Origin of the sequence: Bradyrhizobium lablabi (genome assembly GCF_018129385.1) — a bacterium.
Lineage (GTDB): Bacteria > Pseudomonadota > Alphaproteobacteria > Rhizobiales > Xanthobacteraceae > Bradyrhizobium > Bradyrhizobium lablabi_C.
In genome coordinates this window covers 67,199-93,142 of record NZ_JAFCLN010000008.1, presented here as the reverse complement: position 1 = coordinate 93,142, position 25,944 = coordinate 67,199, and the positions used below count along the sequence as shown (strand labels likewise).

27 protein-coding genes and 1 tRNA gene are annotated in these 25,944 nt (G+C 63.1%); 18 read left to right on the top strand and 10 right to left on the bottom strand.

The features are described 5' to 3' along the window. Positions 1-5: 5 nt before the first annotated feature. Both JQ628_RS17380 and JQ628_RS17375 read left to right on the top strand, forming a co-directional pair. The gene (locus JQ628_RS17380; protein WP_212224029.1) at positions 6-290 is read left to right on the top strand and encodes a hypothetical protein; all 285 of its coding nucleotides are present in this window, start codon (positions 6-8) and stop codon (positions 288-290) included. A gap of 148 nt (positions 291-438) precedes the next feature. After that, on the top strand, positions 439-654 hold the full coding sequence (locus JQ628_RS17375) for a hypothetical protein (RefSeq protein ID WP_212224028.1): 216 nt from the start codon (positions 439-441) through the stop codon (positions 652-654). A 117-nt stretch (positions 655-771) separates the two neighbouring features. Here the strand turns inward: JQ628_RS17375 and JQ628_RS17370 are convergent, their stop codons facing one another. Beyond that, positions 772-2,460: an MFS transporter gene (locus JQ628_RS17370; RefSeq protein WP_212224027.1), complete on the bottom strand. Its 1,689-nt coding sequence runs from the start codon at positions 2,458-2,460 to the stop codon at positions 772-774. 143 nt (positions 2,461-2,603) lie between these two features. Here JQ628_RS17370 and JQ628_RS17365 point away from each other — a divergent pair, with 143 nt between their 5' ends. From JQ628_RS17365 to JQ628_RS17335, 7 genes are all read left to right on the top strand, one after another. Continuing rightward, positions 2,604-3,977, top strand: coding sequence for a hydrolase (locus tag JQ628_RS17365; RefSeq protein ID WP_212224026.1), 1,374 nt, complete (start codon positions 2,604-2,606; stop codon positions 3,975-3,977). A 71-nt stretch (positions 3,978-4,048) separates the two neighbouring features. Beyond that, a complete protein-coding gene (locus tag JQ628_RS17360; protein WP_212224025.1) occupies positions 4,049-5,431 on the top strand; it encodes a cytochrome P450 in 1,383 nt (460 codons plus the stop codon). 184 nt (positions 5,432-5,615) lie between these two features. Then, positions 5,616-7,025: an adenylate/guanylate cyclase domain-containing protein gene (locus JQ628_RS17355; protein ID WP_212224024.1), complete on the top strand. Its 1,410-nt coding sequence runs from the start codon at positions 5,616-5,618 to the stop codon at positions 7,023-7,025. A 228-nt stretch (positions 7,026-7,253) separates the two neighbouring features. After that, complete coding sequence (locus JQ628_RS17350) at positions 7,254-7,754, top strand: TerB family tellurite resistance protein (RefSeq protein WP_212224023.1); 501 nt, start codon at positions 7,254-7,256, stop codon at positions 7,752-7,754. A gap of 211 nt (positions 7,755-7,965) precedes the next feature. Beyond that, positions 7,966-8,745: an SDR family NAD(P)-dependent oxidoreductase gene (locus tag JQ628_RS17345; RefSeq protein WP_212224022.1), complete on the top strand. Its 780-nt coding sequence runs from the start codon at positions 7,966-7,968 to the stop codon at positions 8,743-8,745. A 242-nt stretch (positions 8,746-8,987) separates the two neighbouring features. Continuing rightward, positions 8,988-9,791 (top strand): glutamine amidotransferase, encoded by an 804-nt coding sequence (locus tag JQ628_RS17340; protein WP_212224021.1) that lies wholly within the window; start codon positions 8,988-8,990, stop codon positions 9,789-9,791. A gap of 93 nt (positions 9,792-9,884) precedes the next feature. Then, positions 9,885-10,697 carry an enoyl-CoA hydratase gene (locus tag JQ628_RS17335; protein WP_212224020.1) on the top strand — a complete coding sequence of 271 codons (813 nt, stop codon included), beginning with the start codon at positions 9,885-9,887 and terminating at the stop codon, positions 10,695-10,697. A 115-nt stretch (positions 10,698-10,812) separates the two neighbouring features. On the opposite strand, the gene JQ628_RS17330 is transcribed toward JQ628_RS17335, so the two are convergent. After that, a tRNA-Ala gene (locus JQ628_RS17330) sits at positions 10,813-10,888 on the bottom strand. 236 nt (positions 10,889-11,124) lie between these two features. Here JQ628_RS17330 and JQ628_RS17325 point away from each other — a divergent pair. From JQ628_RS17325 to JQ628_RS17315, 3 genes are read left to right on the top strand one after another with little or no spacing between them, the layout of a single operon-like run. Beyond that, the gene (locus JQ628_RS17325) at positions 11,125-11,415 is read left to right on the top strand and encodes a YggT family protein (RefSeq protein WP_212224019.1); all 291 of its coding nucleotides are present in this window, start codon (positions 11,125-11,127) and stop codon (positions 11,413-11,415) included. A 16-nt stretch (positions 11,416-11,431) separates the two neighbouring features. Then, positions 11,432-11,776: a DUF167 domain-containing protein gene (locus JQ628_RS17320; RefSeq protein WP_212224018.1), complete on the top strand. Its 345-nt coding sequence runs from the start codon at positions 11,432-11,434 to the stop codon at positions 11,774-11,776. Position 11,777: 1 nt separating this feature from the next. Beyond that, on the top strand, positions 11,778-12,662 hold the full coding sequence (locus tag JQ628_RS17315) for a bifunctional methylenetetrahydrofolate dehydrogenase/methenyltetrahydrofolate cyclohydrolase (protein WP_212224017.1): 885 nt from the start codon (positions 11,778-11,780) through the stop codon (positions 12,660-12,662). 129 nt (positions 12,663-12,791) lie between these two features. On the opposite strand, the gene JQ628_RS17310 is transcribed toward JQ628_RS17315, so the two are convergent. The 3 genes from JQ628_RS17310 to JQ628_RS17300 form a co-directional block, all read right to left on the bottom strand. Further along, a complete protein-coding gene (locus tag JQ628_RS17310) occupies positions 12,792-14,273 on the bottom strand; it encodes a M20 family peptidase (protein ID WP_212224015.1) in 1,482 nt (493 codons plus the stop codon). A 138-nt stretch (positions 14,274-14,411) separates the two neighbouring features. Next, positions 14,412-14,942, bottom strand: coding sequence for an inorganic diphosphatase (ppa, locus tag JQ628_RS17305; protein ID WP_212224013.1), 531 nt, complete (start codon positions 14,940-14,942; stop codon positions 14,412-14,414). A 163-nt stretch (positions 14,943-15,105) separates the two neighbouring features. Next, the gene (locus tag JQ628_RS17300; protein ID WP_212224012.1) at positions 15,106-15,615 is read right to left on the bottom strand and encodes a GNAT family N-acetyltransferase; all 510 of its coding nucleotides are present in this window, start codon (positions 15,613-15,615) and stop codon (positions 15,106-15,108) included. Between the two features lie 274 nt (positions 15,616-15,889). Between JQ628_RS17300 and JQ628_RS17295 the strand changes: the two genes are divergently transcribed. The 5 genes from JQ628_RS17295 (at position 15,890) to JQ628_RS17275 (ending at position 20,011) form a co-directional block, all read left to right on the top strand. Beyond that, positions 15,890-16,777 (top strand): alpha/beta hydrolase family protein, encoded by an 888-nt coding sequence (locus JQ628_RS17295; RefSeq protein ID WP_212224011.1) that lies wholly within the window; start codon positions 15,890-15,892, stop codon positions 16,775-16,777. Beyond that, entirely contained in the window at positions 16,774-17,238 is a 465-nt protein-coding gene (locus JQ628_RS17290) for a DUF2269 family protein (protein ID WP_212224009.1), read from the top strand. Before JQ628_RS17295 ends, JQ628_RS17290 begins: the two co-directional genes overlap by 4 nt. A gap of 9 nt (positions 17,239-17,247) precedes the next feature. Then, a complete protein-coding gene (locus JQ628_RS17285; RefSeq protein WP_212224008.1) occupies positions 17,248-18,564 on the top strand; it encodes an SDR family oxidoreductase in 1,317 nt (438 codons plus the stop codon). Positions 18,565-18,627: 63 nt separating this feature from the next. After that, entirely contained in the window at positions 18,628-19,035 is a 408-nt protein-coding gene (locus JQ628_RS17280) for a thiol-disulfide oxidoreductase DCC family protein (protein WP_212224228.1), read from the top strand. A gap of 73 nt (positions 19,036-19,108) precedes the next feature. Next, positions 19,109-20,011 (top strand): HNH endonuclease, encoded by a 903-nt coding sequence (locus JQ628_RS17275; protein ID WP_212224007.1) that lies wholly within the window; start codon positions 19,109-19,111, stop codon positions 20,009-20,011. On the opposite strand, the gene JQ628_RS17270 is transcribed toward JQ628_RS17275, so the two are convergent. The 4 genes from JQ628_RS17270 to JQ628_RS17255 form a co-directional block, all read right to left on the bottom strand. Further along, entirely contained in the window at positions 20,008-20,235 is a 228-nt protein-coding gene (locus tag JQ628_RS17270; protein WP_212224006.1) for a hypothetical protein, read from the bottom strand. The two genes, JQ628_RS17275 and JQ628_RS17270, sit on opposite strands and share 4 nt — an antisense overlap. Positions 20,236-20,296: 61 nt before the next feature. Next, positions 20,297-21,553, bottom strand: a complete 1,257-nt coding sequence (locus JQ628_RS17265) for a flavin monoamine oxidase family protein (protein WP_212224005.1) — start codon at positions 21,551-21,553, stop codon at positions 20,297-20,299. Between the two features lie 204 nt (positions 21,554-21,757). Beyond that, positions 21,758-23,584 carry a translational GTPase TypA gene (gene typA, locus JQ628_RS17260; protein WP_212224004.1) on the bottom strand — a complete coding sequence of 609 codons (1,827 nt, stop codon included), beginning with the start codon at positions 23,582-23,584 and terminating at the stop codon, positions 21,758-21,760. A 232-nt stretch (positions 23,585-23,816) separates the two neighbouring features. Then, positions 23,817-24,578: a Crp/Fnr family transcriptional regulator gene (locus tag JQ628_RS17255; protein ID WP_212224002.1), complete on the bottom strand. Its 762-nt coding sequence runs from the start codon at positions 24,576-24,578 to the stop codon at positions 23,817-23,819. A gap of 193 nt (positions 24,579-24,771) precedes the next feature. Between JQ628_RS17255 and JQ628_RS17250 the strand changes: the two genes are divergently transcribed. Continuing rightward, on the top strand, positions 24,772-25,152 hold the full coding sequence (locus JQ628_RS17250; protein WP_212224227.1) for a response regulator: 381 nt from the start codon (positions 24,772-24,774) through the stop codon (positions 25,150-25,152). On the opposite strand, the gene JQ628_RS17245 is transcribed toward JQ628_RS17250, so the two are convergent. Then, a complete protein-coding gene (locus JQ628_RS17245; protein ID WP_212224000.1) occupies positions 25,153-25,902 on the bottom strand; it encodes a hypothetical protein in 750 nt (249 codons plus the stop codon). Positions 25,903-25,944 lie beyond the last annotated feature (42 nt).

Below are 25,944 nucleotides of genomic sequence, written 5' to 3'. Positions count from 1 at the left end.
CGACCATGACCACCACCTCCACCAAGACCATCCGCAACGCCAGTATCGCTCTGGCTTTCGCGGCTTCGCTCTCCGCGATTTCTTCGACCGCGAGCTTCGCCTATAGCGCCGAGGCTCAGCAGCAGTGCACGGGCGATGCGTTCCGCCTGTGCAGCAGCGAGATTCCGAATATTCCCAAGATCACCGCCTGCATGATCAAGAACCGCTCGCAGCTTTCCGCTGGCTGCCGCTCGGTGATGGACCGCGACCTCGCGGCCGCGAAGACCCGCAAGGTTTCCTCGGCTGATTAAGCTTGTTGTTCGGCTCCGATGCGGCGCAGGAAAACAGCCTGCGCCGCATCGCCGCGTTTGTTCCCTCGCTACTTGCAGATAAATGCGTTGCCGCCCGCGGTTCCGCGGCCTAGAACGCCTTCATCGCCGGATACGAAGGCTCAATACAATGACCCGTTTTCTTCTCGCCATTTCATTTGTCCTGATGGCCGCCAGCGCTTCGGCGCAGCAGCGGCCGGGCCAGGATGCCTGCGGGCGCGATGCGTCGCGGTTTTGCCGCGCATATCTCGATCAAGGCGATCAGGTGGTGCTGGCTTGCCTGCAACAGAACCGCGGGCGGCTAAGCAAGGCGTGCCAGGCGACGCTGGCGGCGCACGGGCGGTAATTTATCGCTGTCATTCCGGGGCGATGCGTCAGCATCGAACTATGGTGCGCAATTGCGCACCTGAGAATCTCGAGGTTCCGGGTTCATGCTTCGCATGCCCGGAACGACGGCAGCAAATTACGTACTGCTGCCCGCCGCCGTCGCGACCACGGGCAACACTTCGTTGGCGGCACGATCCGGCGTCTCTTCCTTCCATCGCACCGAGCCGAACGGCCGCTCCAGCATGCGGCGGACGCGGATCGGCTCGGGGCCGAGATGGAAGGCGATCGCCCGCTGGTGCAACTCGCGCTCGGACTGGGTGGCGCGGTTGCGCTGGCGCAAATAGTCGAGCCAGGTCGGACAGTGATAACGCTCGGTCCACAATTCAGGATCGGCGATGTCGCGTGCGATCGACCAGCCATAGGCGCCGTTGCGCTGGCGGCTGAGCTGCACTTCCTGCATCACGTTGTGAAAGGCGCGCGCGCTTTCCTGCGCGACGCGGTACTCGATCTCGACCACCAGCGGCCCGCTGCGCCCCGTGAGCTGCAATTGCACCTCGGGATCGGCAAGCAGTTCGGCGGCGTCCTCGTTGCGCGCGCCGACCGGCGGCATCCGCAGCCAGATGCCGAGCAGCGGCGAGAGCGCCATCAGTCCGGCGGAGACCAAGAGCGCGATCTCGACACCGGCATAGTCGGTGAGATGGCCCCAGCCCCAGCTTCCGACCGCGATGCCGCCGGCAATCGCCGCCTGGAATGCCGCCAGCGAGCGGCCGGCAACCCAGCGCGGCGCCGAAAGCTGCACGCCGATATTGAACAGCGCCACCGCCAGCATCCACACCGCGCCGGCAACCACCAGCGCGGCGGCCGTCAGTACCGGCTCCGTGCTCAGGGCGATGGCGACGATGGCGCCCGCCATCGACAGCGTGCAGGCGCGGATCGCGGCCTCACCGGAGAGGCGCTTGCGCACCTCGCCGATATTGAGCGCGCCGATCACGGCGCCCATGCCGAAGGCACCCAGCATGATGCCGTACATCTGCGCGCCGCCCTGCAAGAGGTCGCGCGCGATCAGCGGCATCAGGGCCGAGACCGAGCCGCCGATGATGCCGGTCACCAGCGTGCGTAGCAGCACGATCTTGATCGAGGGCGAATTGGTGATGTAGCGCACGCCGGAAACCATCGCGCGGTTGAGCCGCTCGCGCGGCAGCCGTGACGGCTCGCTGACGCGCTTCCACAGGAACAGCACGACCAGTAGCGGCAGGTAGAGCAGGGCGTTGGCAGCAAAGGCCGCCACCGCGCCGGCGGTCGCGACCACGATGCCGCCGATCGCGGGGCCGAAGCTGCGCGCGATGTTGTAGCTGATGCCGTTGAGCGCGACCGCCGCGGGCAGGGTTTCCGCCGGCACCTGTTCGCTGACGGAAGATTGCCAGGCCGGCCCCATCAGCGCCATGCCGGTGCCGACGATGAAGCAGAACACCAGGAGGAGGTTGGGCGTGACGAGGTTGAGCCACGCCAGCACAGTCAGTGCGGTGGCGCCGACCAGCGAAATCGCCAGCGCGACCATCGCCACCACGCGGCGATCGTGCATGTCGGCGATGGCGCCGGCCGGCATCGAGATCAGCATGATCGGCAGCATCAAGGCCGTTTGCACCAGCGCGACCTTGTCGGCCGACGACGTCATCTGCGTCATCGCCCAGGCCGCGCCGACGCCCTGGATCAAGAGGCCAAGGTTGGAGAGCAGGCTCGCCAGCCAGATGCGCCGGAACACCGAGTGTTTCAGGGGTGCGGTGATGCTGTGGTCGGCGGCGGCGGATTTCGGCGCGTCAGTCATATCCCGTTCCGTTTGGCCTGCTATGGCAGACCGGAAGATTTCGTCAGTGATGCCTGCGAATGTCGTGTCCTGTCCAGTGCCTAAAGGCGCTTTCCGGGCTTTTGCGGTGTCGCTAAAAGGTTGAAAATAAAGGGGAGATTATCATGGGACTGTCGCGGCGGACGCTTTTGAAAGGGGCCGGAGCCCTGCCTTTGCTGGCCGGGAATTTTGGCTTTTCGGCGCTCGCCCAAACCGCTGCCACGGGCGCCAGCGTCGCGGAAATCCCGCCGATCCTGTTCGCCCACGGCAACGGCGATCATGCGGCGCTGTGGATCACGACCATGTGGCGGATGGAATCCAACGGCGTGCCGCGCGATCGGATGTTCGCGATCAACTTTGCCTATCCGCTGGCGCGGGCCGACGACAAGGCCGAGCAAGCCAATCGGTCATCAACCGAAGACCAGCGCCGGGAGCTGGCGGAAGCGATCAAGGACTTGAAGGCGCGGACGGGGAGCTCGCGTGTGGCGCTGGTCGGCAATTCGCGCGGCGGCTATTCGATCCGCAATTACATCAGGAACGGGGGCGGCGCCGATGTCAGCCATGCCGTTCTGTGCGGCGTGCCCAATCACGGCGTCTATGATTGGGACGACAATCCCGGCAATGAATTCAACGGCCGCGGTCCGTTCCTGCGCGTGCTCAACGCGGGCGAGAACGAGGTTACACCCGGCACTGCCTTCCTGACGCTGCGCAGCGACGGCAACGACAAGTTCGCACAGCCCGACGGCCGCTTTGTCGGCAAGCCGGGCGTGCCGACAAACATCACGTCGGATGGTCCGGCGCTGAAGGGCGCGACCAATCTCGCGCTCGGCGCGATCGATCACCGCGAGACCGCGTTCAGCCCGCGCGCCTTCCGCGAGATCTACAAATTCATCGCCGGGCGCGAGCCGTCGCGAATCGAGATCGCGCCTGAAGCCGAGGTGAAGCTGAGCGGTCTGGTGACGGGTATGCCCGCAGGTGTGCCGACCAATCGAACGGTCGAAGGCGCGACGGTTGAAATCTATCGCGTCTCTCCTTACACCGGCGAGCGCCTCGGCGGCCCGGTTCATGCCTCGCAGACCGGCGCCGACGGGCGCTGGGGGCCGGCGAATGTCGATCCATCCTGGTATCTCGAGATGGTGCTCATTTCGGCCGGCTCGCCCACCACGCATTTCTACCGCTCACCATTCCCGCGTTCCTCGGAGGTGGTGCATCTGCGCGCGGCGCGTCCGTTTGGACAGGCCGATGCGGGCGCCGGCGCCGTCGTCCTGATGTCGCGGCCGCGCGGCTATTTCGGGCTGCCGCGCGATGTGGTGCTGTTCGACGGCAAGGAGCCGGTGGACGTCAAGCCGGGCGTGCCGACCGATTCCATCACAACCCTGCGGCTGCCCGCCGCGGAGACCGGACGGATGGTCGTGGCCATGTTCAATGGCGAGCGGATCGTGGCGCGGGCCTGGCCGGCGTCCGAAAACCGAATTGCGGTTGCCGAATTGACCTATTAGCTGTGCTAAGACGGGCGCCTTGACGGCGCCGGGTTCGGACGGCTTGGATCCTCTTTTCTAGCGAGGCGCTGATGAGCATTGCCGAAGCCTATGATACGCCGGTCTCGCTGAAACCGCTGGTGCCGCCGGCCCCGCCCCGCGCGCCCGACAACATGACCGCCTTCCAGCAGGTGCGGGCGATCCGCCAGAACCCGATCGGCGCCTGGACCCAGCGCGCCTATGAGGAAGAGATCGTCACCGGCCGATTCTTCGGGCGCGGCAGTTTCATCCTCAACACGCCCGATGCGATCAAGCATGTGCTGGTCGACAATTACGAGAACTACACCCGCACCCGCTTTGCCATGCGCGTGCTGCGCCCCATAGTCGGCGAGGGCCTGCTGGTGGCCGAGGGCCGACCCTGGAAACATCAGCGGCGCACGCTGGCGCCGGCGTTCACGCCGCGCGCCGTCACCACGCTGATTCCACACATGGTGTCGGCGACCGACGAGACCATCGCGAAACTGAAGGCCGCGAGCAACGGCCCGGTTGATTTGCGCGAGGCGATGCAGCGCATGACGCTGGAGATCGCCGGGCGCACCATGTTCTCTTTCGGTATGGACCGTCACGGGCCGGCGCTACGCGATTTCGTGACCGACTATGGTGACCGGCTGGCGCGGCCGCGTTTCCTCGACATGGTCTTCCCGCTGAACTGGCCGACCCCGCAGGATTTTGCGCGGCGCCGTTTCCGCAAGCGCTGGACCAAGTTCATCGACATGCTGATGGCCGAGCGCCGGGCTGCCGGCAAACGCGAGGGCGCGCCGCCGCGCGATCTGTTCGAACTGATGCTCGACGCGCGCGATCCGGAAACCGGGCATGCCTTCACGGAAGAACAACTCGGCGATGAAGTGGCGACCATGATCCTTGCCGGACATGAGACCACCGCCACCGCGCTGTTCTGGTCGCTCTATCTGCTCGCGCTCGATCCCGCCGTGCAGGAAGAGCTGGCGGCCGAGGTGCGCGCCGCCAACGGCAATTTCGATCTCGAGCGGCTCAAATTCACCCGCGCGGTGCTGGACGAGACCATGCGGCTTTATCCATCGGTCTTCCTGATCGCGCGCGCCGCCGAACAGCGCGACACGATTGCGGGCATGCCGGTTCGCAAGAACGACATGGTGTTCATCTCGCCGTGGCTGTTGCATCGGCACGAAAAGCTCTGGCGCGATCCCAACGTGTTCATGCCGTCGCGCTTCATGGCGCCGTCGCCGCCGCCCGACCGCTTTGCCTATCTGCCGTTCGGCGTCGGCGCGCGGATCTGCATCGGGGCGCATTTCGCGCTGGTGGAGGCAACGCTGGCGCTGGCGAAAATGATCGGCGCGTTCCGGATCTCGCTGGTCGACAAGGCGCCGGTGATGCCGGTCGGCGTGGTGACAACCCAGCCCGATCGCTCGCCGATGTTTGCGATCACGCCGCGCTAGAGCATGATCCGGAAAAGTGGCCACCGGTTTTCCGAGAAGATCATGCTCAAACAAAAAGAGCCGCGTTTTCACGCCAAAGCCTGCCGAGAACGTGGCCCGGGGGTTCCCGGCTCGTGTAACGAAAGCGGGCAAAGGAACGAAACTCTTGCAGGAAGTCCTTCTTAATCTCATCTAGACGGGCACCATGAGCGACACGCAGGCCCACTTCTCCGTCCTGAAGCAGACCGCCGATCCCGCGGTAGCGGATGCGATCGGCAGTCTGATCGAAAAGGGGCAAGACCGCGATCTTAACCGGATCAACCTGCTCGATTTCTCGCGCAACACCGGCCTCGACGAAGAGAAAGTGATCTCCGGTTTTCTGCACGCGGCGCGACTCGGCCTGTTCGATCTGAGCTGGAACGTGTTGTGCCCCGGCTGTGGTGGCGTGCTCGACGCCCATGCCACGCTGAAATCGCTGCGCCATGACGATTATCATTGCGCGATGTGCGCCGCGGGCTACGAGGCTTCCGTCGACGAAATGGTGGAGGTTGCTTTCACGGTCAGCCCGCGGGTCCGCCGCATCGGCGCGCACGATCCCCACACGCTGCCGTTCTGGGAATACTATCGGCAGATGTTCTGGAGTTCAGGCGTTGATCTGAACGAAGAATCGTTTGCGACCCTGACCGAGGAGGTCACACTGGAGTCGATCGAACTGCCGCCCGGCGAAAAGGCAGTTCTGTCGCTGCAACTTCCAAATCAGTTCATCATCGTGTTCGAGCCGGTGACGCACTCGGCGCATTTCATCGACGTGCAGGGCGAGCCGACCAGGGAGCGCCAGCAGCTTTCCATGGTGTTCAACAAGGTGCATGCGCCGACCGGTACGACGGTGATGCGTCCGGGGCCAATTCGCCTGACCCTCGACAACCAGTCGGATGTGCGCGTGCTGCCGGGCGTCTGGATTGCCGGCGACGCGCTGCACGAACTGCTGGGAAAACGCAAGCCGATCCTGACGGCCAAGCGAATTCTCTCCAACCAGACCTTTCGCGATCTGTACAAGGCCGACAATCTCAACATCGACCAGCGGCTGAAGATCACCTCGCTGACTTTCCTGTTCACCGACCTGAAGGGCTCGACCGCGCTTTATGAGCGGGTCGGCGACCTCGCCGCCTTCGATCTGGTGCGGGCGCATTTCCATGCGCTGCTGGAGATCATCGCCTCCGAAAAGGGTGCGGTGGTAAAAACCATCGGCGATGCCGTGATGGCGACCTTCATCCGTCCGGAGCATGCGCTCTCGGCGGGCCTTCGCATGCGCGCGGCCATGCAGGAGCTGAACAGGCAGCGCGGCACCGAGGATCTCGTCGTCAAGATCGGGCTGCACGAAGGGCCGTGCCTCGCCGTGATGCTCAACGAGCGCCAGGATTATTTTGGCCAGACCGTCAACGTCGCGGCGCGCGTGCAGAGCCTCTCGACCAATCAGGAAATGCATATCACCCAGCCCGTGATCGGCGCACCGGAAGTCGCCGCCATCATCGAGCGCGAGGCGATCAAGCCGATCCGCAAGGAAGCGGCCTTGCGCGGCATCGCCGACAAGATGGTGGTGTACGAGATACCTTGATGCGTGCGCAACCCTCTCCACGTCATTGCGAGCGAAGCGAAGCAATCCACTTCTCCACTCGGGGATAGATGGATTGCTTCGTCGCTTACGCTCCTCGCAATGACGGTATTGACGGACTAGATTGCCGAAACGTAATGCTTCTGTGCCTCGGCTCGCCAATTGCGGGGGCCGATATTCCGGCCCATATATTTCAGGCAATGCGGCTCCCCCTTTCGACAGAGAGAATTGATGCTGGACGGACTTCGCCAATTCATCGCCGATATCGTTTCCCCCGATATAGAGAAGGGCGCGTTTGACGAGAGCGATTATCGCCTCGCCGCGACTGCGCTGCTGATCCACGTCGTCTCGCTCGATGGCGAGCCGTCCGCGAATGAGAAGCGCAAACTGCACAGCCTGATCGAAACCCGTTTCAGCCTCGATCCCGGCACGGCGGACCAACTGATCGCCTCCGCCACCCGCGCGGAAGGTGATGCGGTCGATCTCTATCGCTTCACCAGCGTCATCATGCGCGAGGTCGACGAGGCCGGCCGTCTGCGGATCGTCGAGATGATGTGGGAGATGGTCTTTGCCGACGGCAAGGTCAGCGAGTTCGAGGACAATGTATTGTGGCGCGCTGCCGATCTTTTGGGCATTTCCGGGCGCGATCGAATCGAGCTCAAGCACCGGGTGCAGGCGAGGCAGGAAGGCGCGGTCAAGGACAGCGCAGACAAGGCCGACGCCGCCACGTGAGATGCTGTTTCCACAGCACCCCGACATGACCAAAATTTAAGGTGCCGGGCGGGCCGGCGGCGTTTTCCCGATACTTGAACAAAATGCGGATGTTGCTCGCCTTTTGGGCATGACGACATGCCATGTGCGTGGCTTGCGCGGCACCGCAGGCCTATGCTCTCGTCCACAGAACTTGAGATATCAAGACTTGGGGCATTCAGAGCATTCGATCGTGACTGAGCGCGTAACGCTGATTACCGGTGCCTCGGCAGGCATAGGCGCGGAACTGGCGCGTATTTTTGCTTCCAAGGGCCATCGCGTGGCGTTGGTGGCAAGGCGTGAGGATCGCCTGACGCAACTCGCCTCCGAGATTGCCGCTTCCGGCGGCGCCGCGCCGATCGTCATTGCCTGCGATCTCACGCAGCCCGACGCCGGCGACAGGATCGAGGCGGCGCTTACCTCTGCCGGCGCAGAAGTCGAATATGTCGTCAACAATGCCGGGTTCGGCCTGTTCGGCTATGCGATCAAGCGCGATCGCGCCGAGCAGTTGAACATGATCACGGTCAACATCCGCGCGCTGACGGATCTGTCGCTGCGGTTCTCCGAGCAGCTCATCAAAAATCGCGGTGGCATCCTCAATCTCGGCTCGATTGCCGGCTTTCTGCCGGGGCCGGGGATGGCGGTCTACTACGCCTCAAAGGCCTATGTGCTGTCATTCACGGAAGCGCTGCGCGCCGAACTCGGGCCGCATGGCGTCCGCGTCACTGTGGTTTGCCCGGGTCCGGTGCCGTCCGAATTCCAGGCGCGGGCCGGGTTCAATCCCGGCTTCGATTCCGCAATCCTGAACGTCAGTGCCGCCGAGGTCGCCCGCCAGGCCTATGAGGGACTGATGGCCAACAAACGGGCGGTGCTGCCCGGCATCGGCATCAAGATGGTGCCGTTCATGCTGCGGTTCTTTCCCCGCTCGTTTATTTTGGCGGCGGTCGGGGGCTTTCAGCTCCGCAAACGCTGAAAACGGCGATGGAATCCGCTTCGAATGGAGCGGCTTCTATCCTTTTGTTCTGACGCGTTTTCTTCCCACGAACCGGTATCCGCCCCGGATCAAGTCCGGGGCAGGCTCTCGCGCGAAACGCTCTGCAACGTCCAGACATCACACTGGCGCGACAATTGCTTGGATTTCGCCAAGTGTGCGTGAACTCACGCGGAATTAACCCCCACTGAGTACCATGACGTTTTGAATAAGCCCTGAAGGAAATGTCGTTCCGCTCGACCATCGATGGCTCCCACGTCCTGCCCTTTCCGGGCCGCAGGACGTCTGCCGTCGCACCGGTCGCTGAGCAGCCCCTGCCGGTACTGATCATCCTGCATCAGGAGACCTCCGCGCCGGGCCGGGTCGGCAATGCGCTGCGGGCGCTCGGCCACCGGCTGGACATCCGCCGGCCGCGCTTCGGCGACGCGTTGCCGGAAACGCTCGATCATCATGCTGGCGCGGTGATGTTCGGCGGACCGATGAGCGCCAACGATCCTGACCCTTATATCCGCCACGAGATCGACTGGATCGGCGTGCCCTTGCGCGAGCAGCGGCCGTTCCTCGGCATCTGCCTCGGTGCGCAATTGCTGGCGAAGCACCTGGGTGCGCGCGTGGCGCCGCATCCGGAAGACGTGACCCAGATCGGCTATTACCCGATACGCCCGACCGCAGCGGGCGAGGCGGTCTGCCCGCACTGGCCGGCAGAAGTCTATCACTGGCATCGCGAAGGATTCGAACTGCCTGCCGGCGCCGAGCTGCTCGCGGCCGGCGATGATTTTCCGGTGCAGGCGTTCCAGAGCGGCCACGCCTTCGGCTTCCAGTTTCATCCTGACGTGACCTGGGCGATGATGCATTGCTGGACCACGCGCGGTTACGACCGCTTGGATGCGCCGGGCGCGCAGGCACGCCACCGGCATTTCGAAGCGCGCGCGATGTACGATGTTGCCGAGCGCGCCTGGCTCAAGCATTTTATCGACGGATGGCTCGCGCGCATGCCGCGCTCGGTGATGTCGGAAGCCGCGGAATAATCCGCGAGGCAAAATATCCGCTTCGCGTGAAGCGGCTTTCCCGATCCATGGATGTGTTAGTGTCTTCCCATAAGAAAAAATGGGAGGCGCAACGTGGACTATCAGCACATCCTCTATGAGGTCGCCGACAAGATCGCGACCATCACATTGAACCGGCCGGACCGCATGAATGCGTGGACGCCGATCATGGAGCGCGACGTGCGTCACGCCATGGAGAGCGCGGCGGCCGATGACAATGTGCGGGTGATCGTGCTGACCGGCGCCGGCCGCGCCTTCTGCGCCGGCGCCGACATGGATGCGCTGAAGACGCTTGATCCTGACGATATCAGGCGCGCCGCGACGCTTCCGCCGTTCGACATGAACCGCGGACCGGACTGGCAGACGCGCTACGGCTATTACCCATCGATCGCCAAGCCGGTGATCGGCATGCTCAACGGCGCCACCGCCGGCATCGGCCTGGTGCACGCGCTGTATTGCGATTTGCGCTTTGCCGCCGACAATACGGTGTTCACCACGGCGTTTGCACGCCGCGGGTTGATCGCCGAGCACGGCATTAGCTGGATGCTGCCGCGCATCGTCGGCCATGCCAATGCGCTCGATCTCCTGATGTCCGCGCGCCGCGTCTATAGCGACGAGGCGCTGCGCATCGGCCTCGTCAACCGGCTCTATCCGGCCGATCAGCTCCGCGAGCAGACGTTTGCCTATGCGCGCGATCTCGCCGATCTCGTCTCGCCGAGCGCAATCGCCGTGATCAAGCGCCAGCTCTACGACGTGCCGTTCCAGACGCTGGCGGAAGCCACCATCGACGCCAACCGCGAGATGATCGTGGCGCTGCGCGGCAGCGATTTCAGGGAAGGCGTGGCGAGTTTTATGGAGAAGCGGCCGCCGCGGTTTACGGGGAAGTGAGGGGGGAGGCTTATCGGATACAGCCCGTCTTCGCCCAAGAGGGCTTCGCCGGGCACCACGTTTCACCCCTCAGGCAACTCGTGGCTGCGCCACGCGTAGCCCGAAGGGCGAAGCGTGGTGGAGCCAGGCGGGATCGAACCGCCGACCTCGTCATTGCGAACGACGCGCTCTCCCAGCTGAGCTATGGCCCCGTCGCGGTCCCCTAACAGGGCGACCGACAATTGGGGCCATTTACCGTCCGCACCCACGGCAAGTCAAGAACGGTGAAGGCTCGGGTTTTGGGGCAATTTTGCCGGGAACTTCCCTTGTTTGAGGCAGGCCGAACCGATATCTACAGCGTGATCCCGGAAAAGTGGGCACCGGTTTTCCGGGAGGATCACGCTCAGACACGCTCCAGTGCATCACACCTCCGCGAGCCCCTCCCGCCATGCGCGCCGTTCTCGACATCGTCATCATCATCCTTGACCTCTACGTCTGGCTGCTGATCGCCTCCGCCATCCTGTCCTGGCTGATCGCCTTCAATGTCGTGAACACGCGCAACCAGCTTGTCGCGGCGGTGGCCGAGTTCCTGTACCGGATCACCGAGCCGGTGCTACGGCCGATCCGCGGTTTCATCCCTGCCTTTGGCGGGCTGGATATCTCACCGATCATCGTCATCCTGATCATCATGTTCATCCAGCGGGTGATCACCTACTACATCTATCCCAACGTGATTTGACCGCGGGCGGGGCTCATTGACTGAAGCTTCGCGTGTTCCCTGGCGCTACTCCACGGACGGCATCAGCATCGCCTTGCGCGTGACGCCGCGGGGCGGGCGCGACGAGATCGACGGCATCGAAACGCTGGCCGACGGCCGTTCGGTGGTCAAGCTGCGGGTCCGCGCCATCGCCGACGGAGGCGAGGCCAATCGGGCGGTGATCGAGCTGCTATCGAAAGCGCTTCGCGTGCCCAAGGCGCGGGTAAGAATTTTGTCCGGCGTGACCTCACGCCTGAAGCAGGTTGCGGTCGATGGCGACCCCAAAGCGCTCGGTGAAACCCTGCGTGGCCTGACCGCCGGCAAGAGCGAACAGAAGGATTGAAATGACGGCCCGCATCATCGACGGAAAAATCATTGCCGCAGACCTTCGTGCCCGCGTCGCGACCGAAGTCGAGCGCGTCAAGCGCCAGCACGGCCTGACGCCGGGGCTCGCCGTGGTGCTGGTCGGCAACGATCCCGCCAGCGAAGTCTATGTCCGCAGCAAGCATACGCAGACCCAGGCCGCCGGCATGGCCTCGTTCGAGCACAAGCTGCCGGCCGATGTCGCGCAGGCCGATCTGCTGGCGCTGATCGCCAAGCTCAACGCGGATCCCGCCGTGCACGGCATTCTCGTGCAACTGCCGCTGCCGAAATCGATCCATACCGAAACGATCATCAACGCCATCGATCCGGCCAAGGACGTCGACGGCCTGCATCCGAACAATGCCGGGCGCCTCGCCGGCGGTTTTGCGGCGCTGTCGCCCTGCACGCCGCTCGGCTGCATCATCCTGAGCAAGAGCGTGCATCCTTCGCTCGAAGGCATGAACGCGATCGTAATCGGCCGCTCCAACCTGGTCGGCCGTCCGCTGGTGCAATTGCTGCTCAACGAAAACGCCACGGTGACGATCGCGCACTCGCGCTCGCGCGACCTGCCAAAACTCTGCGCGCAGGCCGATCTGGTCTATGCCGCGGTCGGCAAGCCCGAAATGGTCCGCGGCGACTGGCTCAAGCCGGGCGCGACCGTGATCGATGTCGGCATCAACCGCATTCCCGTGCCGGGCGGCAAGCCGCGGCTGGTCGGCGACGTCGCGTTCGACGAGGCGATGAAGGTGGCGGGTGCGGTGACACCGGTGCCCGGCGGCGTCGGGCAGATGACGGTGGCGTGCCTGCTGGTGAATACGCTGCGTGCGGCGTGTGCGATCAAGGGACTGCCGGCGCCGGGGGTTTAGAGCGCGAACGCTACCCCGACCGTCATTGCGAGGAGCGCAGCGACGAAGCAATCCAGCTTTCTTTCCTGTAGCAGGCAAAAGAAGCTGGATTGCTTCGCTTCGCTCGCAATGACGGAGGAGAGAGCGGGATCACCCCGCGCAATTCTCGATCAGCCGCCGATAGAACCGGATCATGTCGGCATAGCCCTCGATCGGCAGCCGCTCATTGGTGCCGTGAAACCGCTTCAAATCCTCCGAATTGGCGCGCACCGGCGAGAACCGGAAGATCTTGTCGGTGACGCCGACATAGTGCCGCGAGTCGGTGGCGGCGACCATCAGGCCCGGCGCCACGATCACATCGGGAAAGACTTCGCGGATGGTGCGGCCCAGCATCTGGAACGACGGGCTCGCCGTGCCCGTCACCGGCGGCGGGTCGGTATTGCCGGGAAACGGCTTTATCGTGATGCGGTCGTTGTTGATCGTGCTGCGGACATGCTCGGTCACGCTCGCCTGGGTGTCGCCGGGAATCAGGCGGAAATTGACGGTCGCCTCTGCATGGCCCGGCAGCACATTGTCCTTGTCGCCGGCGTTGAAGATCGTCAGCGCCGTGGTGGTACGCACGCTGGCCTCTGTCGGGCCGCTCTTTTCAAATTCGCGCAGCAGCAGCGGCTTGAACAGCCAGAGGTTCGACAGCACCACGCGATTGAAACCGGTCATCTCCGGCGCTAGCGTGTCGAACATTTCCGACACCGTGCCGCGGACCTGCATCGGCAGCAGATGGTCCTCGAGCCGCGCCAGCGCCGCGGCCATCATGCCGATCGCGGTCTGCTTCGGCGGCATCGAGGAATGGCCGGGCGTGGCCTGCGCATTCAGCACCAGCGTCGCATAGCCCTTTTCGGCGACGCCGATCAGCGCGGCCGGCTTTTCGAGGCCCTTGATCATGCCATCGGTGATGAGCAGGCCCTCATCGAGCACGAAATCCAGCCTCACGCCGCGCGAGGCGAGCAGCGCCGCGATGCTTTTCGCGCCTTTGGTGCCGGCGGTTTCCTCGTCATGGCCGAACGCGAAATAGATCGTGCGCTTCGGCTTGAAGCCGGCTTTGGCCATCGCCTCAGCGGCTTCCAGCATCGAATAGAGATTGCCCTTGTCATCCCAGGCGCCGCGGCCCCAGATGAACCCATCGGCAATGACGCCGTCATAAGGCGGCTGCTGCCAGTCCTTTTCGGTGCCCGGCGCGACCGGTACGACGTCCTGATGCGCCAGCAGCGCGATCGGCTGCGCCTTCGGGTCAGAACCTTCCCACGTGTAGAGCAGGCTGTAATCGGCGACGATCTCGCGTCTGGCCGCGGCGTGAAACGCCGGAAAGCTTTTTTCGAGATGCGCCTGCATGCCGCGCAGCGCGTCGGCGTGCTGGTCGGGTTTTTCGTAGCTAGAAATGGTGCGGAAGCGGATCGCCTCGGCAAGCCGCGCCGCTGCGGCCTTCGCATCGATCTCGGCGCGCGGGATGGCGGCGACCTGGAGCTGCCGCGAGTGGTGGGTGAAGGTGTTGAAGGCGAGAACGCCGGTGAGGGCGACGAACGCGGCGACCAGCAGGAGGAAGATGTTGCGGATGATTTTGAAGAAACGGCGCATGCAACTCTATCCCCTCATGGTGAGGAGCGCGGCTTCGCGCGTCTCGAACCATGAGGCCACAGACGGGCCTGCATCCTTCGAGACGCGGCCAAGAGGCCGCTCCTCAGGATGAGGAACAGCGCGCCGCGCGCTTGATCCTCACTTCTTCTTCGCCCGCTCGATGCCTTCCATGATCAGCTTCTGCGCGTCGGCGGCGTCGCCCCATCTCAGGACCTTCACCCACTTGCCTTTTTCGAGATCCTTGTAGTGCTCGAAGAAGTGCTGGATCTGTTGCAGCGTGATGTCGGGCAGATCGTTGTAGTTTTTCACCTTGTCATAGCGCTGGGTCAGTTTTGACGTCGGCACCGCGATGATTTTTTCATCGCCGCCGGCTTCGTCCTCCATCAAGAGCACGCCGACCGGGCGCACGCTCATGACGGCGCCCGGCACGATGGCGCGGGTGTTGGCGATCAGCACGTCGCAGGGGTCGCCGTCGCCGGAGAGCGTGTGCGGGATAAAGCCGTAATTGCCGGGGTAGCGCATCGCCGTATAGAGGAAGCGGTCGACCACCAGCGTGCCGGCCTCCTTGTCCATCTCGTACTTGATCGGCTCGCCGCCGACGGGCACCTCGATGATGACGTTGACGTCGTGCGGCGGATTTTTTCCGATCGAGATGGCGTCGATGCGCATGGGAAGGGCTCCGCTGGTGCAGGGATAGCAACTGGTCATACGCGGGCTTGACCCGCGTATCCATCGCACTTGCAAAAAGCGCTTTAGATAAAGATGGATTGCCGGGTCAAGCTATATCGAAGACGCGCTTCGCGCTTTCGCCCGGCAATGACGAGTCCGAACCTCAGTTGGTCCAGGCGAAGGCGACCTTGTCGAGCGACTTTGCCCCGAATTTTTCCGAGGAGCGCGCCACCATGCGGCCGCCGAGCGCGCGATAGAATTCGGTCGCAGGCTCGTTGTCGGAGAGCGCCCAGATCACCATGCTCTTCAGCCCGCTCTGCATGAGGTCGCGGCGGGCGGTCGTGAACAGGCGGCGGCCAAAACCGAGGCCCTGAAACTCGGGGCGCAGATAGAGTTCGTAGATCTCGCCTTCGAAATGCAGGGTACGGGCGCGGTTGCGGCCATAATTGGCATAGCCCGCCACCTTGTCGCCGAACACCAGCACGCTGACGCGGCTGCCCTTGCGGATCGCGCTGTCCCACCAATGCGGGCCGCGGCGATTGATCAGCTTTTCGAGTTCGGCGCCGGGGATGATGCCCTGATAGGCCGAGCGCCAGGCTTCGTCATGGGTAGACGCTACCGCGGCTGCGTCAGCAGCTTTGGCCGGCCGGACCTCGATTAGCGTTGTGCTCATGATCCGGATCAAAGCAAGTCAGCGGGCTCGCTTCAAGATGCATCGTTAATTATCGGTTAACCTGTGGATTTTTTGCATCAGTTTTCCATTAACCATGTGCCGAAAGGGGACAATGCACTACCTCAACGGGAATTTTGTCGGTGCAGCGCCGGGTAAAACGGAAAGATTGCGCGCATTGCGAAGGGTTCGATCACGGAAAATCTCCGCAATGTGATTCGTTGTCGGTATTCTGCTGGCGAATCCGATCCCTTACCTGCGCCCGCCAAGCCATCAGATGCCCTCGCTGAAAGTGTTTTTCGCGCTGCTTGTCCTTGCCTTGCAGGTGCCGCACGCCGCGGTGGCGCAGACGAACCCCGGCCCGCAGGGCGGTGAGGGGCAACCGAATCGGATGCAGCAATGGCTGGTCCCGACGCCGGCAGATATTCTTTCCCACGCCGTGCTGTTTCGACCGCCGGGCGAAGGGCCGTTTCCGCTCGCGGTGATCGCGCATGCCACCACGCAAAACGTCTTGCGTCGTGCGCAAATGCCGCAGCCCGAATATCGCGCGCTCGCCGCCTGGCTCGTCGCGCGCGGTTTTGCCGTGCTGGTGCCGGAGCGCCCGGGCCACGGCGCGACAGGCGGAAAATATCTCGAGGATCAGCGCGGCTGCGATGAAGCGGATTATTCTCGCTCCGGCCGCGCCACCGCGGACGAGATCGCTACGGCTACAGACTTCATGCGCAGGCAATCCTTCATCAAGCCGGACGGCACAGTGATTTTGGGACATTCCGCCGGCGGCTGGGGCGCGCTGGCGCTGGCGGACGATAAGGAAATTTCCGCCATCATCGTGTTCGCCGCCGGACGCGGCGGCCGCGCCAATGATTTTCCGAACCAGGTCTGCGCGCCGCACACGCTGGTCGCGGCGGCAAAGGAATTCGGCCAAGGCGCGCGCGTGCCGGTGACATGGCTGGTCGCCGCGAACGACACATATTTTTGGCCCGCGTTTTCCAGGCAACTGGCCGATGCCTTTCGCTCCGGTGGCGGTAAAGTGGATTTTCATGAGTTGCCGGCGCATGGCGGCGAGGGCCACTGGCTGGCCGAAAGCGAAACCGGCGTTAAACTGGCCGCAAGCGATCTCGATCGCGCATTGAAGGCGCAGATCCCGGCCAAGAAAAAGCGATGACGCTGTATTTCGCGATCAAATATCTGCACGTGCTCGGCGCCATCGTCATCCTCGGCACCGGTACGGGCATCGCCTTCTTCATGCTGATGGCGCATCGCAGCCGCGATACGGCTCTCATTGCGCACACCGCGGGGATCGTCGTGATCGCGGACATGCTGTTCACCCTGACGGCGGTGCTGCTTCAGCCTGTCACCGGTTTTGCCCTGATGATGCTGTCGTCGACCTCTTTCAGTGAGCCCTGGATCATCCTGTCGTTGGGGCTTTACGCCGTAGCCGGCCTGTTCTGGGTGCCGGTGATCTTCATGCAGATCGAGATGCGCGATCTCGCCCGAAAGGCCAATGCGCAGGATCATCCGTTGCCGCTGCGCTATTCCGTGCTGTTCCGCCGCTGGTTCCTGTTCGGCATTCCCGGCTTCGGATCGATCATGGCGATCCTCTGGCTGATGATTGCAAAGCCGTAGGGAGCGACGATGGCCGGGACACGCAGGATATTGGTGCTCGGCGCTTCCGGCCTGATCGGCCGCTTCGTCACCGACGATCTGCGTGTGCGCGGATTTGAAACGGTCGGCGTGGCCCGAAAATTCTCCGCTTCGCAAGGAGGCGGCAAGCTCGATCTCGAATTGCCCGTGATGTCGATGGATGCGGCGGCGCTGGCGGCCCTGCTGCGCGACCACGCGATCGACGTCATCGTCAATTGCCTCGGCGTGTTGCAGGACGGCCCCGGCAGCGACACCGGCGCGGTGCATCGCGATTTCGTCGCGCGGCTGCTGTTGGCCATCCGCGAATCCGGCCGCCCGATTCGCCTCATTCACATCTCGATTCCCGGAACGGCCGAGACGGACGGCACCGCTTTCGCCACGACCAAGCGCGAGGCCGAGCGGCTGATCGCGGTATCCGGCATTCCTCACGCGATCCTGCGCCCGGGTTTCGTGGTGGCGCCGGCGGCCTATGGCGGCAGCGCGATGCTGCGGGCGCTGGCGGCGCTGCCGTTCGATCTGCCCGCGCGCGAGGCGGCGACGCCCTTTCAGCCTGTCGCGGCGGAGGACATCGCCGCAACCATTGCCTGGTTCGCCGAGCGCGACGTTGACGCGATGCCCGCCGTCACATGGGAGCTGATGCAGGCGGAGCCCGTCACGCTTGGCGGTGTGATCGCGCAATTCCGCCGCGCCTTCGGCACTACCAAATGGCCGCGCATTGCGATGCCGGCCTTCTTGCTCGATCTCGGCGCGAGGCTCGGCGATCTCGCAAGCCTGCTCGGCTGGATGCCGCCGATGCGCACCACCGCGATGTCAGAACTTCTCCGCGGCGTCAGCGGCGACCCCGCAGGCTGGATGGCCGCCACCGGCATCGCGCCGAAGACGATCGAGCAGATGGTCGGCCGGCGATCTGCCGCCATTCAGGACAAATGGTTTGCGAGGCTGTTCCTGGTCAAGGCGCTGGTGATCGTGAGCCTTGCCCTGTTCTGGACGGTCTCCGGCTTCATCTCGCTGGTGATCTCGTATGACGCCGCCGCCGGTATCCTGCGCACGCACAATTTCCCACCCGCACTGGTCGGGCCTTTCACCGTGGTGACCAGTCTGATGGATATGTCGATCGGAGTGCTGATCGCTTTCCGCCGCACCTGTGCTGCCGGATTGGCGGCTGGTATCGTTTTGTCGCTGGGCTACATGGCCGGGACGGCGATCCTGACGCCGGATCTCTGGATCGAGCCGCTCGGCGCGCTGGTGAAGACCGGCCCCGCCATCGTCCTGATGCTGGTCGCGCTGCTCACTTTGGATAATAGATAGCGTTTTCCAGCGAAGTGGGGACCGGTTCGCGTGAAGAAAACGCGTCAAGAAAAGAGAATCCTGATGACGACGTGGCCCGACGACGACGTGATTCTCTACGACGGCGTCTGCGTCTTCTGCTCCCGCTGGGTCCGCTTCGTCGCCACCCGCGACACGGCAAGACGTTTTCGTTTCACCGCGATCCAGTCGCCCTACGGCACACGTCTCGCGCAGGCATTTGGTATCAACCCGGATGATCCCGACACCAATGCCGTAATCCACGGTGGCGTCGCGTACTTCAAATCCGATGCGGCGCTGACGGTGCTCGGCACGCTGCCGGGCTGGGGCGGGGTGCAGGTGTTGCGAACAGTGCCAAAACCGCTGCGCGATGCGGTCTACAGCCTCGTCGCGCGCAATCGCTACCGGATTTTCGGGAAGTACGACGAATGTTTCGTGCCGGATGCGGACATGCGGGACAGGGTGCTGGAATAGATGGGCTATCCAAACCCCCAGAGGTTGTTCTACGCTAAGAGATATCTAGCCGCTTGAGCGAGTTCGCAGACCAATGGCTAACGCAGTTTTTACGACCAAGGTAACCCCAAGCTATAAGGACTTGCCAGAACTCCAGTACCATTTTCCTCGTCGATATCTCGATCGAGCTAAGCAAACTGTGGGCGATTACATCGTCTACTACGAACCGCGTCGATCGACATCCGAGTTGTCAAGCTCCGGTGGGCGACAAGCGTACTTTGGGTTTGCACGCGTAACGGAAATCGTCGAGGACGCGGACCTTCCTGATCATTACTTTGCTCACATCGCTGACTATCAAGATTTTGCGAGCCCCGTGCCATTCGCAGACGGCTCAATGTATTACGAAAGTGCACTTCAAAAGGAGGACGGCAGTACAAACAAAGGAGCGTTCGGCAGCGCTGTGCGACTACTGTCTGACAACGAGTTCAATAAAATATTGAAGGCAGGGTTTTCGCCGATCATCGGTCAAGATGCTGCGATCGTTCCCAGTTTGCCTTTGAATGAGATATCGGAACCAAGTGTTCCTTTCGAGCGGCCAATGGTCGAGGTAACGGTAACTCGTCCCTTCCGCGAGAGGTCGTTCATGTACAATGTGCGTGCCGCCTACGCGAACCGATGCGCAATGACTGGGCTACGTCTTATTAATGGAGGTGGTCGCCCTGAAGTTCAGGCAGCGCATATCCAGCCTGTAGCAGCAAGCGGACCCGACTCGGTTCGTAATGGTCTCGCGCTCTCTGGTACAGTGCATTGGATGTTTGATCGAGGACTTATCTCCGTTGGAGACGACTACAAAATACTCATAGCAAAGAATCATGTTCCCGAAGATGCGGCCCGCCTCCTGAATAAGGATGGCGCGATCTACTTACCGAAAGACGAAACTCTTTACCCCAACGCGTATTTCTTGAAATTTCATCGGGACCAAGTCTTTAAAGGCTAAAGACCGAGCGCGTTCTTTGGATCAAGATCGTACTTGAGCCCAAACCATTCGACGAATTTGTACGGCGATTGCTTCATCCGCCAGTGCGAGTTCAGCATTTCGTCATCGATACCGGCGTCGTCAATTGTGATGACGTAAATATCCTTAAGGCGCCGATCCACAGCGTTGCGCCATCTAGGGAAGCTAATCTCTTTCCACGCCCAATTGTCATTGGACTTCTTCACGGCAAACCTCCGACAGCATCGAATGCGTAGCATAAGACATGGCGGGTAACGTGCAACAGCGTTACCTGTTGATTGCGTGAAGCAGCTCCCTCGCCGCCCTTTCCCCCGAATCCCGCGCCCCATGCGCTGTCGAGAAAAAATTCGGCGAGGTCGCTTCTCCCGCGAAGAACAGCCGGCCGTCCACCGGCGCGGCCAGTATCTCGCGGTCGCCCGCATGCCCCGGCAGGGCGTGCGAATACGACCCGCGCGAAAACGGCTCATGCGCCCAGCGCGATTCGGCGAGCGGTTTCAGCTTGCGGCGAAAATCGTTGCCGAGGTAGCCGACGACCTCGTCGATCGCCGCGGCGGTGATGGCGCCGTTGCCGGCGTCCTCGAGTTGGCGGGCGTAGCGGCCGCCGAAAAAGCCCTCGATGCAGGGCTGGCCGAACGGACGCAAATGATAGGTGCCCATTTCGGTGCGCATGCTGGCGCCGCGCAGATTGCCTTCCTTCGGGAGCGCTTCGGGATCGGCGAGGGCGAGGGTGACTTTATCGGCGAGGCCCAGCGGCAGGCCGCGAGCGGCGGCGACTTTTGCCGGCAATGCAGGGTGGAAGCGGATCGCTTCGTCGGCGATCAGGTTGGTTGGCACGGTGACGATCACCTTGCCTGATGTGAGCGTGCCCCTGGCGGTCTCGATGCGAATATTTTTTGCGGAGTGGTCGATCAGTGTCACCGCGCAATCGAGCGCGACCGGGCAACCGGCGGCGTAAGCGGTGACCAGCGCGCCGTAGCCGCGGCGGACGCGCCAGTTGACATCTGAGTCCTCATAGGCGTCCATGTCGAGGATGGAAACGCGATCGAGCTCCGCGCCGTTGATGTAGGTCGAGATCGCATTGATCATCGGATTCCAGCGGTTGTCGGGCTCGAGATAAAGGCTCGCCTGCTCGTCGCGGCCGGTACGCTCCGCCTCCAGCGCAGCCCGCTCGGCACGATCGTAGAATTCGTCGAGCGCACCCATGAAGTCGGCGCGGTCATCGATCGGGAACGCCTTGCCATAGGCGCGCTCGCGCCAGGGCGGCAGGCTCTTGTTGATCTCAAAGCCGAGTTTTTCGGCGATGCCGACGAAGGTGTTTTGGTCTGCCGAGTGCAGCCAGCCGCAGCCGACGTCGAACACCACCTCGGGCGAGGCCTGAATGGTGTAGGCCCGGCCGCCGACGCGGTCGCGCGCTTCCAGCACGAGCACGGAGAGGCCGGAATTCTTCAGCGCGTTCGCCGCACCGAGGCCGGCTGCGCCCGCGCCGATGATGGCGACGTCCACATTGGAGGGGAGGGAGCTCATGCGAGGGCTGTAGCACGTTCGCATGAGGGGCTGAAGGTGCCCGGCGCATGGCCGCCATCACGCGAGGAATCACTGCTTGCGTGTCCCGGACGCGGTGCAGCGTGTAAACGCTGCTCCGCAGAGCCGGGACCCCGGCTGCGGAAACAATGGGCCCCGGCTCAGCAGCGCGTCACTTCGTGATGCACTGCGTCCGGGGTACGAAAATCAGGCCACCGCTTCCTTGGCCTTTTCGGCGCGCTTGCGATCGTTGGCGTCCAGAAACTTCTTGCGCAGACGGATCGATTTCGGCGTCACCTCGACCAGCTCGTCGTCCTCGATATAGGCCAGCGCCTTTTCCAGCGTCATGCGGATCGGCGGGGTCAGGCGCACCGCTTCGTCCTTCGAGGTGGTGCGGATGTTGGTGAGCTGCTTGCCCTTGAGCACGTTGATCTCGAGATCATTGTCGCGGGTGTGCTCGCCGACGATCATGCCCTTGTAGACCTTCCAGCCGGGCTCGATCATCATCGGGCCGCGGTCTTCCAGCTTGAACATGGCGTAGGCCACCGCCTCGCCCTGGTCGTTGGAGATCAGTACGCCGTTGCGGCGGCCCTGGATATCGCCCTTGAAGTTGGCGTAGCCGTGGAACAGGCGGTTCATGATCGCGGTGCCGCGGGTGTCGGTGAGCAGTTCGCCCTGATAGCCGATCAGGCCGCGGGTCGGCGCGTAGAACACCAGGCGCAGGCGGTTGCCGCCGGAGGGGCGCATCTCGATCATCTCGGCCTTGCGCTCGCTCATCTTCTGCACGACGACGCCGGAATGCTCTTCGTCGACGTCGATCACGACTTCCTCAACCGGCTCCTGCCACTGGCCGGTGGCCTCGTCCTTTTTCAGCACGACGCGCGGACGCGACACCGAGAGCTCAAAGCCCTCGCGGCGCATGGTCTCGATCAGGATCGCGAGCTGCAATTCGCCGCGGCCCGACACTTCCATGGAATCCTTGTCGGCGGCCTCGGTGACGCGCAGCGCGACATTGCCTTCGGCCTCGCGCATCAGGCGGTCGCGGATCATGCGCGAAGTGACCTTGTCGCCTTCGGTGCCGGCGAGCGGCGAGTTGTTGACGATGAACGACATCGACACGGTCGGCGGATCGATCGGCTGCGCGGGCAGCGGCGTATCGACGGAGGGATCGCAGAAGGTGTCGGCGACGGTGCCCTTGGTGAGGCCGGCAATGGCGACGATGTCGCCGGCTTCGGCGCTGTCGAGCGGTGTGCGCTCGATGCCGCGGAAGGCCAAAATCTTGGTCAGGCGGCCGCTCTCGATCAGCTTGCCGTCGGCGCTCAGCACCTTCACCGCCTGGTTCGGCTTGATCGAGCCCGAGGTGATGCGGCCGGTGATGATGCGGCCGAGATAGGGGTTGGCTTCGAGAATGGTGCCGATCATGCGGAACGGACCCTCTTCCACCTTCGGCGGAGCGACGTGGCGCAGGATGAGGTCGAACAGCGGCTGCATGCCGGCCTCGTGCGAGGCCTCCGGGCTGTCGCCCATCCAGCCCTGCTTGGCCGACCCGTAGAGGATCGGGAAGTCGAGCTGCTCTTCTGAGGCATCGAGCGCGGCAAACAGGTCGAACACCTCGTTGATGACTTCGGTCGGGCGCGCATCGGGACGGTCGACCTTGTTGATCACAACGATCGGCTTCAGTCCGACCTTCAGCGCCTTGGAGACCACGAACTTGGTCTGCGGCAGCGGGCCCTCGGCGGCGTCGACCAGCACCAGCGCGCCGTCCACCATGTTGAGGATGCGCTCGACCTCGCCGCCGAAATCGGCGTGGCCGGGGGTATCGACGATGTTGATGCGGGTGTCCTTCCACTGCACGGAAGCGGCTTTCGCCAGAATCGTGATGCCGCGCTCGCGCTCCAGATCGTTGGAGTCCATGGCGCGTTCGGCCACCTTTTGATTTTCGCGGAAGGTGCCGGACTGCTGGAGCAGGCGGTCGACGAGGGTGGTCTTGCCGTGGTCGACGTGGGCGATGATGGCGACGTTACGAAGGTTCATGGCTCTTCTTCTGGTCGTGCGGTGGCGTGATCTCACCGGAAAACCGGGACCCAACTTTTCCGGATCGCGCTCTAAAACCTGAAATTTGAAGGGCGTTCATCGCCCCAAAAAGGAAGCCCGGTCAAAAGGACCGGGCACACCTTACGCGTTGCGGCGCAATATATTCAGAAAACGCTAAAAAACAATGGTTTGTTTGGGGTTTGGTTAGCCCATTTTCGGGCACCAGCGCCGCTCAATTGTCCTTTTCCGGGTCCGGATAGACCCCCCGCAGCACCTCCTCGAAGTGGCTTTTGACGGCTTCATTACAGAGGCATGACCGTTGGCGCAGTGCCGGGGGATTTCGCACCAGAATCGAGCCCCGCCGGGTCTCCAGCACGCCCTCGGCCTTGAAGGTCTGGATCACGCGGCTCGCATAGGAGCGGCCGACTCCCAGCAGGGTGGCGAGCTGCTCATGGGTCAGCGGCACGCTGTTCTCGCCGTCGGTGCGCTCCATCGCGGAGACGATCCATTTGGCCGTGCGCTGCTCGATCGAGTGGATGGCGTTGCAGGCGGTGGACTGAAAGATCTGCGCCAGCATGCAATCGGCGTAGCGGGCAAAGATGTTGCGCAACGACGGCGACTTCAGCTTGGCCGCTTCGAGCCGGGAAACCGGTAGCCGGGCAAATGGTCCGCCGAACTTGACGACGATGCGGGTGTAGGCCGGTAAAAAGCCCTGGCTGACGATGCCGCCGACCGCGCCCTCGCGTCCGATCAGGACCGTTTCGACATCGCGGCCGTCCTCGTTTGTAACGAGATAAGAGACGAGGCTGGGCCCGCAGGGAAAATACACCGTCTCGACGTCATCGCCGGCGTTGTACAGCAAGGCATTCGACTTGGCCTCGTCCTGCGTCAGGTGCGGTGCCAGCAACTCGTGGTCAGCGGCGTTGAGTCGCCGCAGCAGATTGTTGAACGGCCGGTCGTTGACCTCGGCAGTCCGGTTAGATCGCGTCAGCATTGGAACTTCCCTGTCCCTACCAAGTCACGGTAGTCGATCCGGTTCCAATTGAATGTTCACAAGTGAACAGACAGCAGACGCCCGATGTGGTGGTTTCATTTCGGGAACTGCCGGTGCCTTATGGGCGACGCGCCGGCCATCAGGCCTCCTCCGTGCGTCCGCCGGGGGCACTCGGTCATCAGAAACGAGCAAAATGAAACCCGCCGATTCCGACGGAATGCCCAGCGACATTTTGATTGTCGAGGATGATCCCCTCATCGCGCTCGATTTCGAGGACCGGATCCTCGGCTTCGGCGTGAAGAGTGTGCGTGCCACGGGGAGCGTGGCCGGTGCGCTCGCGCTGATCGACAAGCAGGCGCCGGATTTCGCGCTGCTCGACGTGGCCCTGGTGCGGGAAAACAGTTTTGCGATCGCCGAGCGGTTGGATGCGCTGAAGATTCCGTTCGTCTTCATCACCGGCTATGGCAGCGAAGCCAAATTGCCGGCGGTATTCTCGAAAATGCCGCTGCTGCCAAAACCGTGCTCCAGCGATACGTTGCGAGCGGCACTCCGGCCACGATCGCGGTGCGAATAGCTATTTCGCCGGGCCGATGCAGAGCTCGGCGAGGTCGGCATCGATGCCGTTCAGAAATTCGAGCGGGCCTGTTTTGGCCATCTGTTCGAGCTTGGCCGCCGCGCCGCTCGCGGCCGCGGATTGCTCCGACAGCTTGACGAATTTCGTCAGCGCGGCCGACTTGTTCGTCGCGAGATATTTATCGACGGCGGCTTCCGCCGCGTCCGTCGGATTCATTTTCAACAACGCCTCGTTGGCGGTCCCGAGCGGCGAAACGGCCATCAGCTTGATCCGCTTGACCAGCATATAGCGATCGAACTGTTCGAAGAATGCATCCAGCACGCTTGCCTGCCGGATCGGCAGCTCGAGCTCCAGGCTCTTCTTCACGGCCGGATCGTTGCGCAGCCGTTTGAACTCGGCGCCGGCGCCACGGCCGGCAGCGCCTGTGAATTTTTCCTCGTAGACTTTGGGATCGATGAAATCGTTGAGGGTAAGCAATAGTTTCTCGTCCCACTTGATGACGAGGTCCCGACCTCGCTGCTCGAGTTGTTCCGGCGCAATGCCCTTTGCGGCCAGGCATGCCGGATCGGCGTCCTTGCGCAGTGACTTGCCGAGTTCAGCGACCAAAGCCTTGCCGTACGCTGAATCGAAAGCTCCACGCACCAGCGAAGGAATCTCGGCGCGCGATTCTTCCGGCGACTGCGCATGCGCCATCGTCGTCACGCCGGCGAGCCACAGCGCGCCGGCAACCATCAACCTGCCAAACTTCATGGCTGCTTCCTGCCCGGAGCGGGCGCACGACCAAAACAAGGG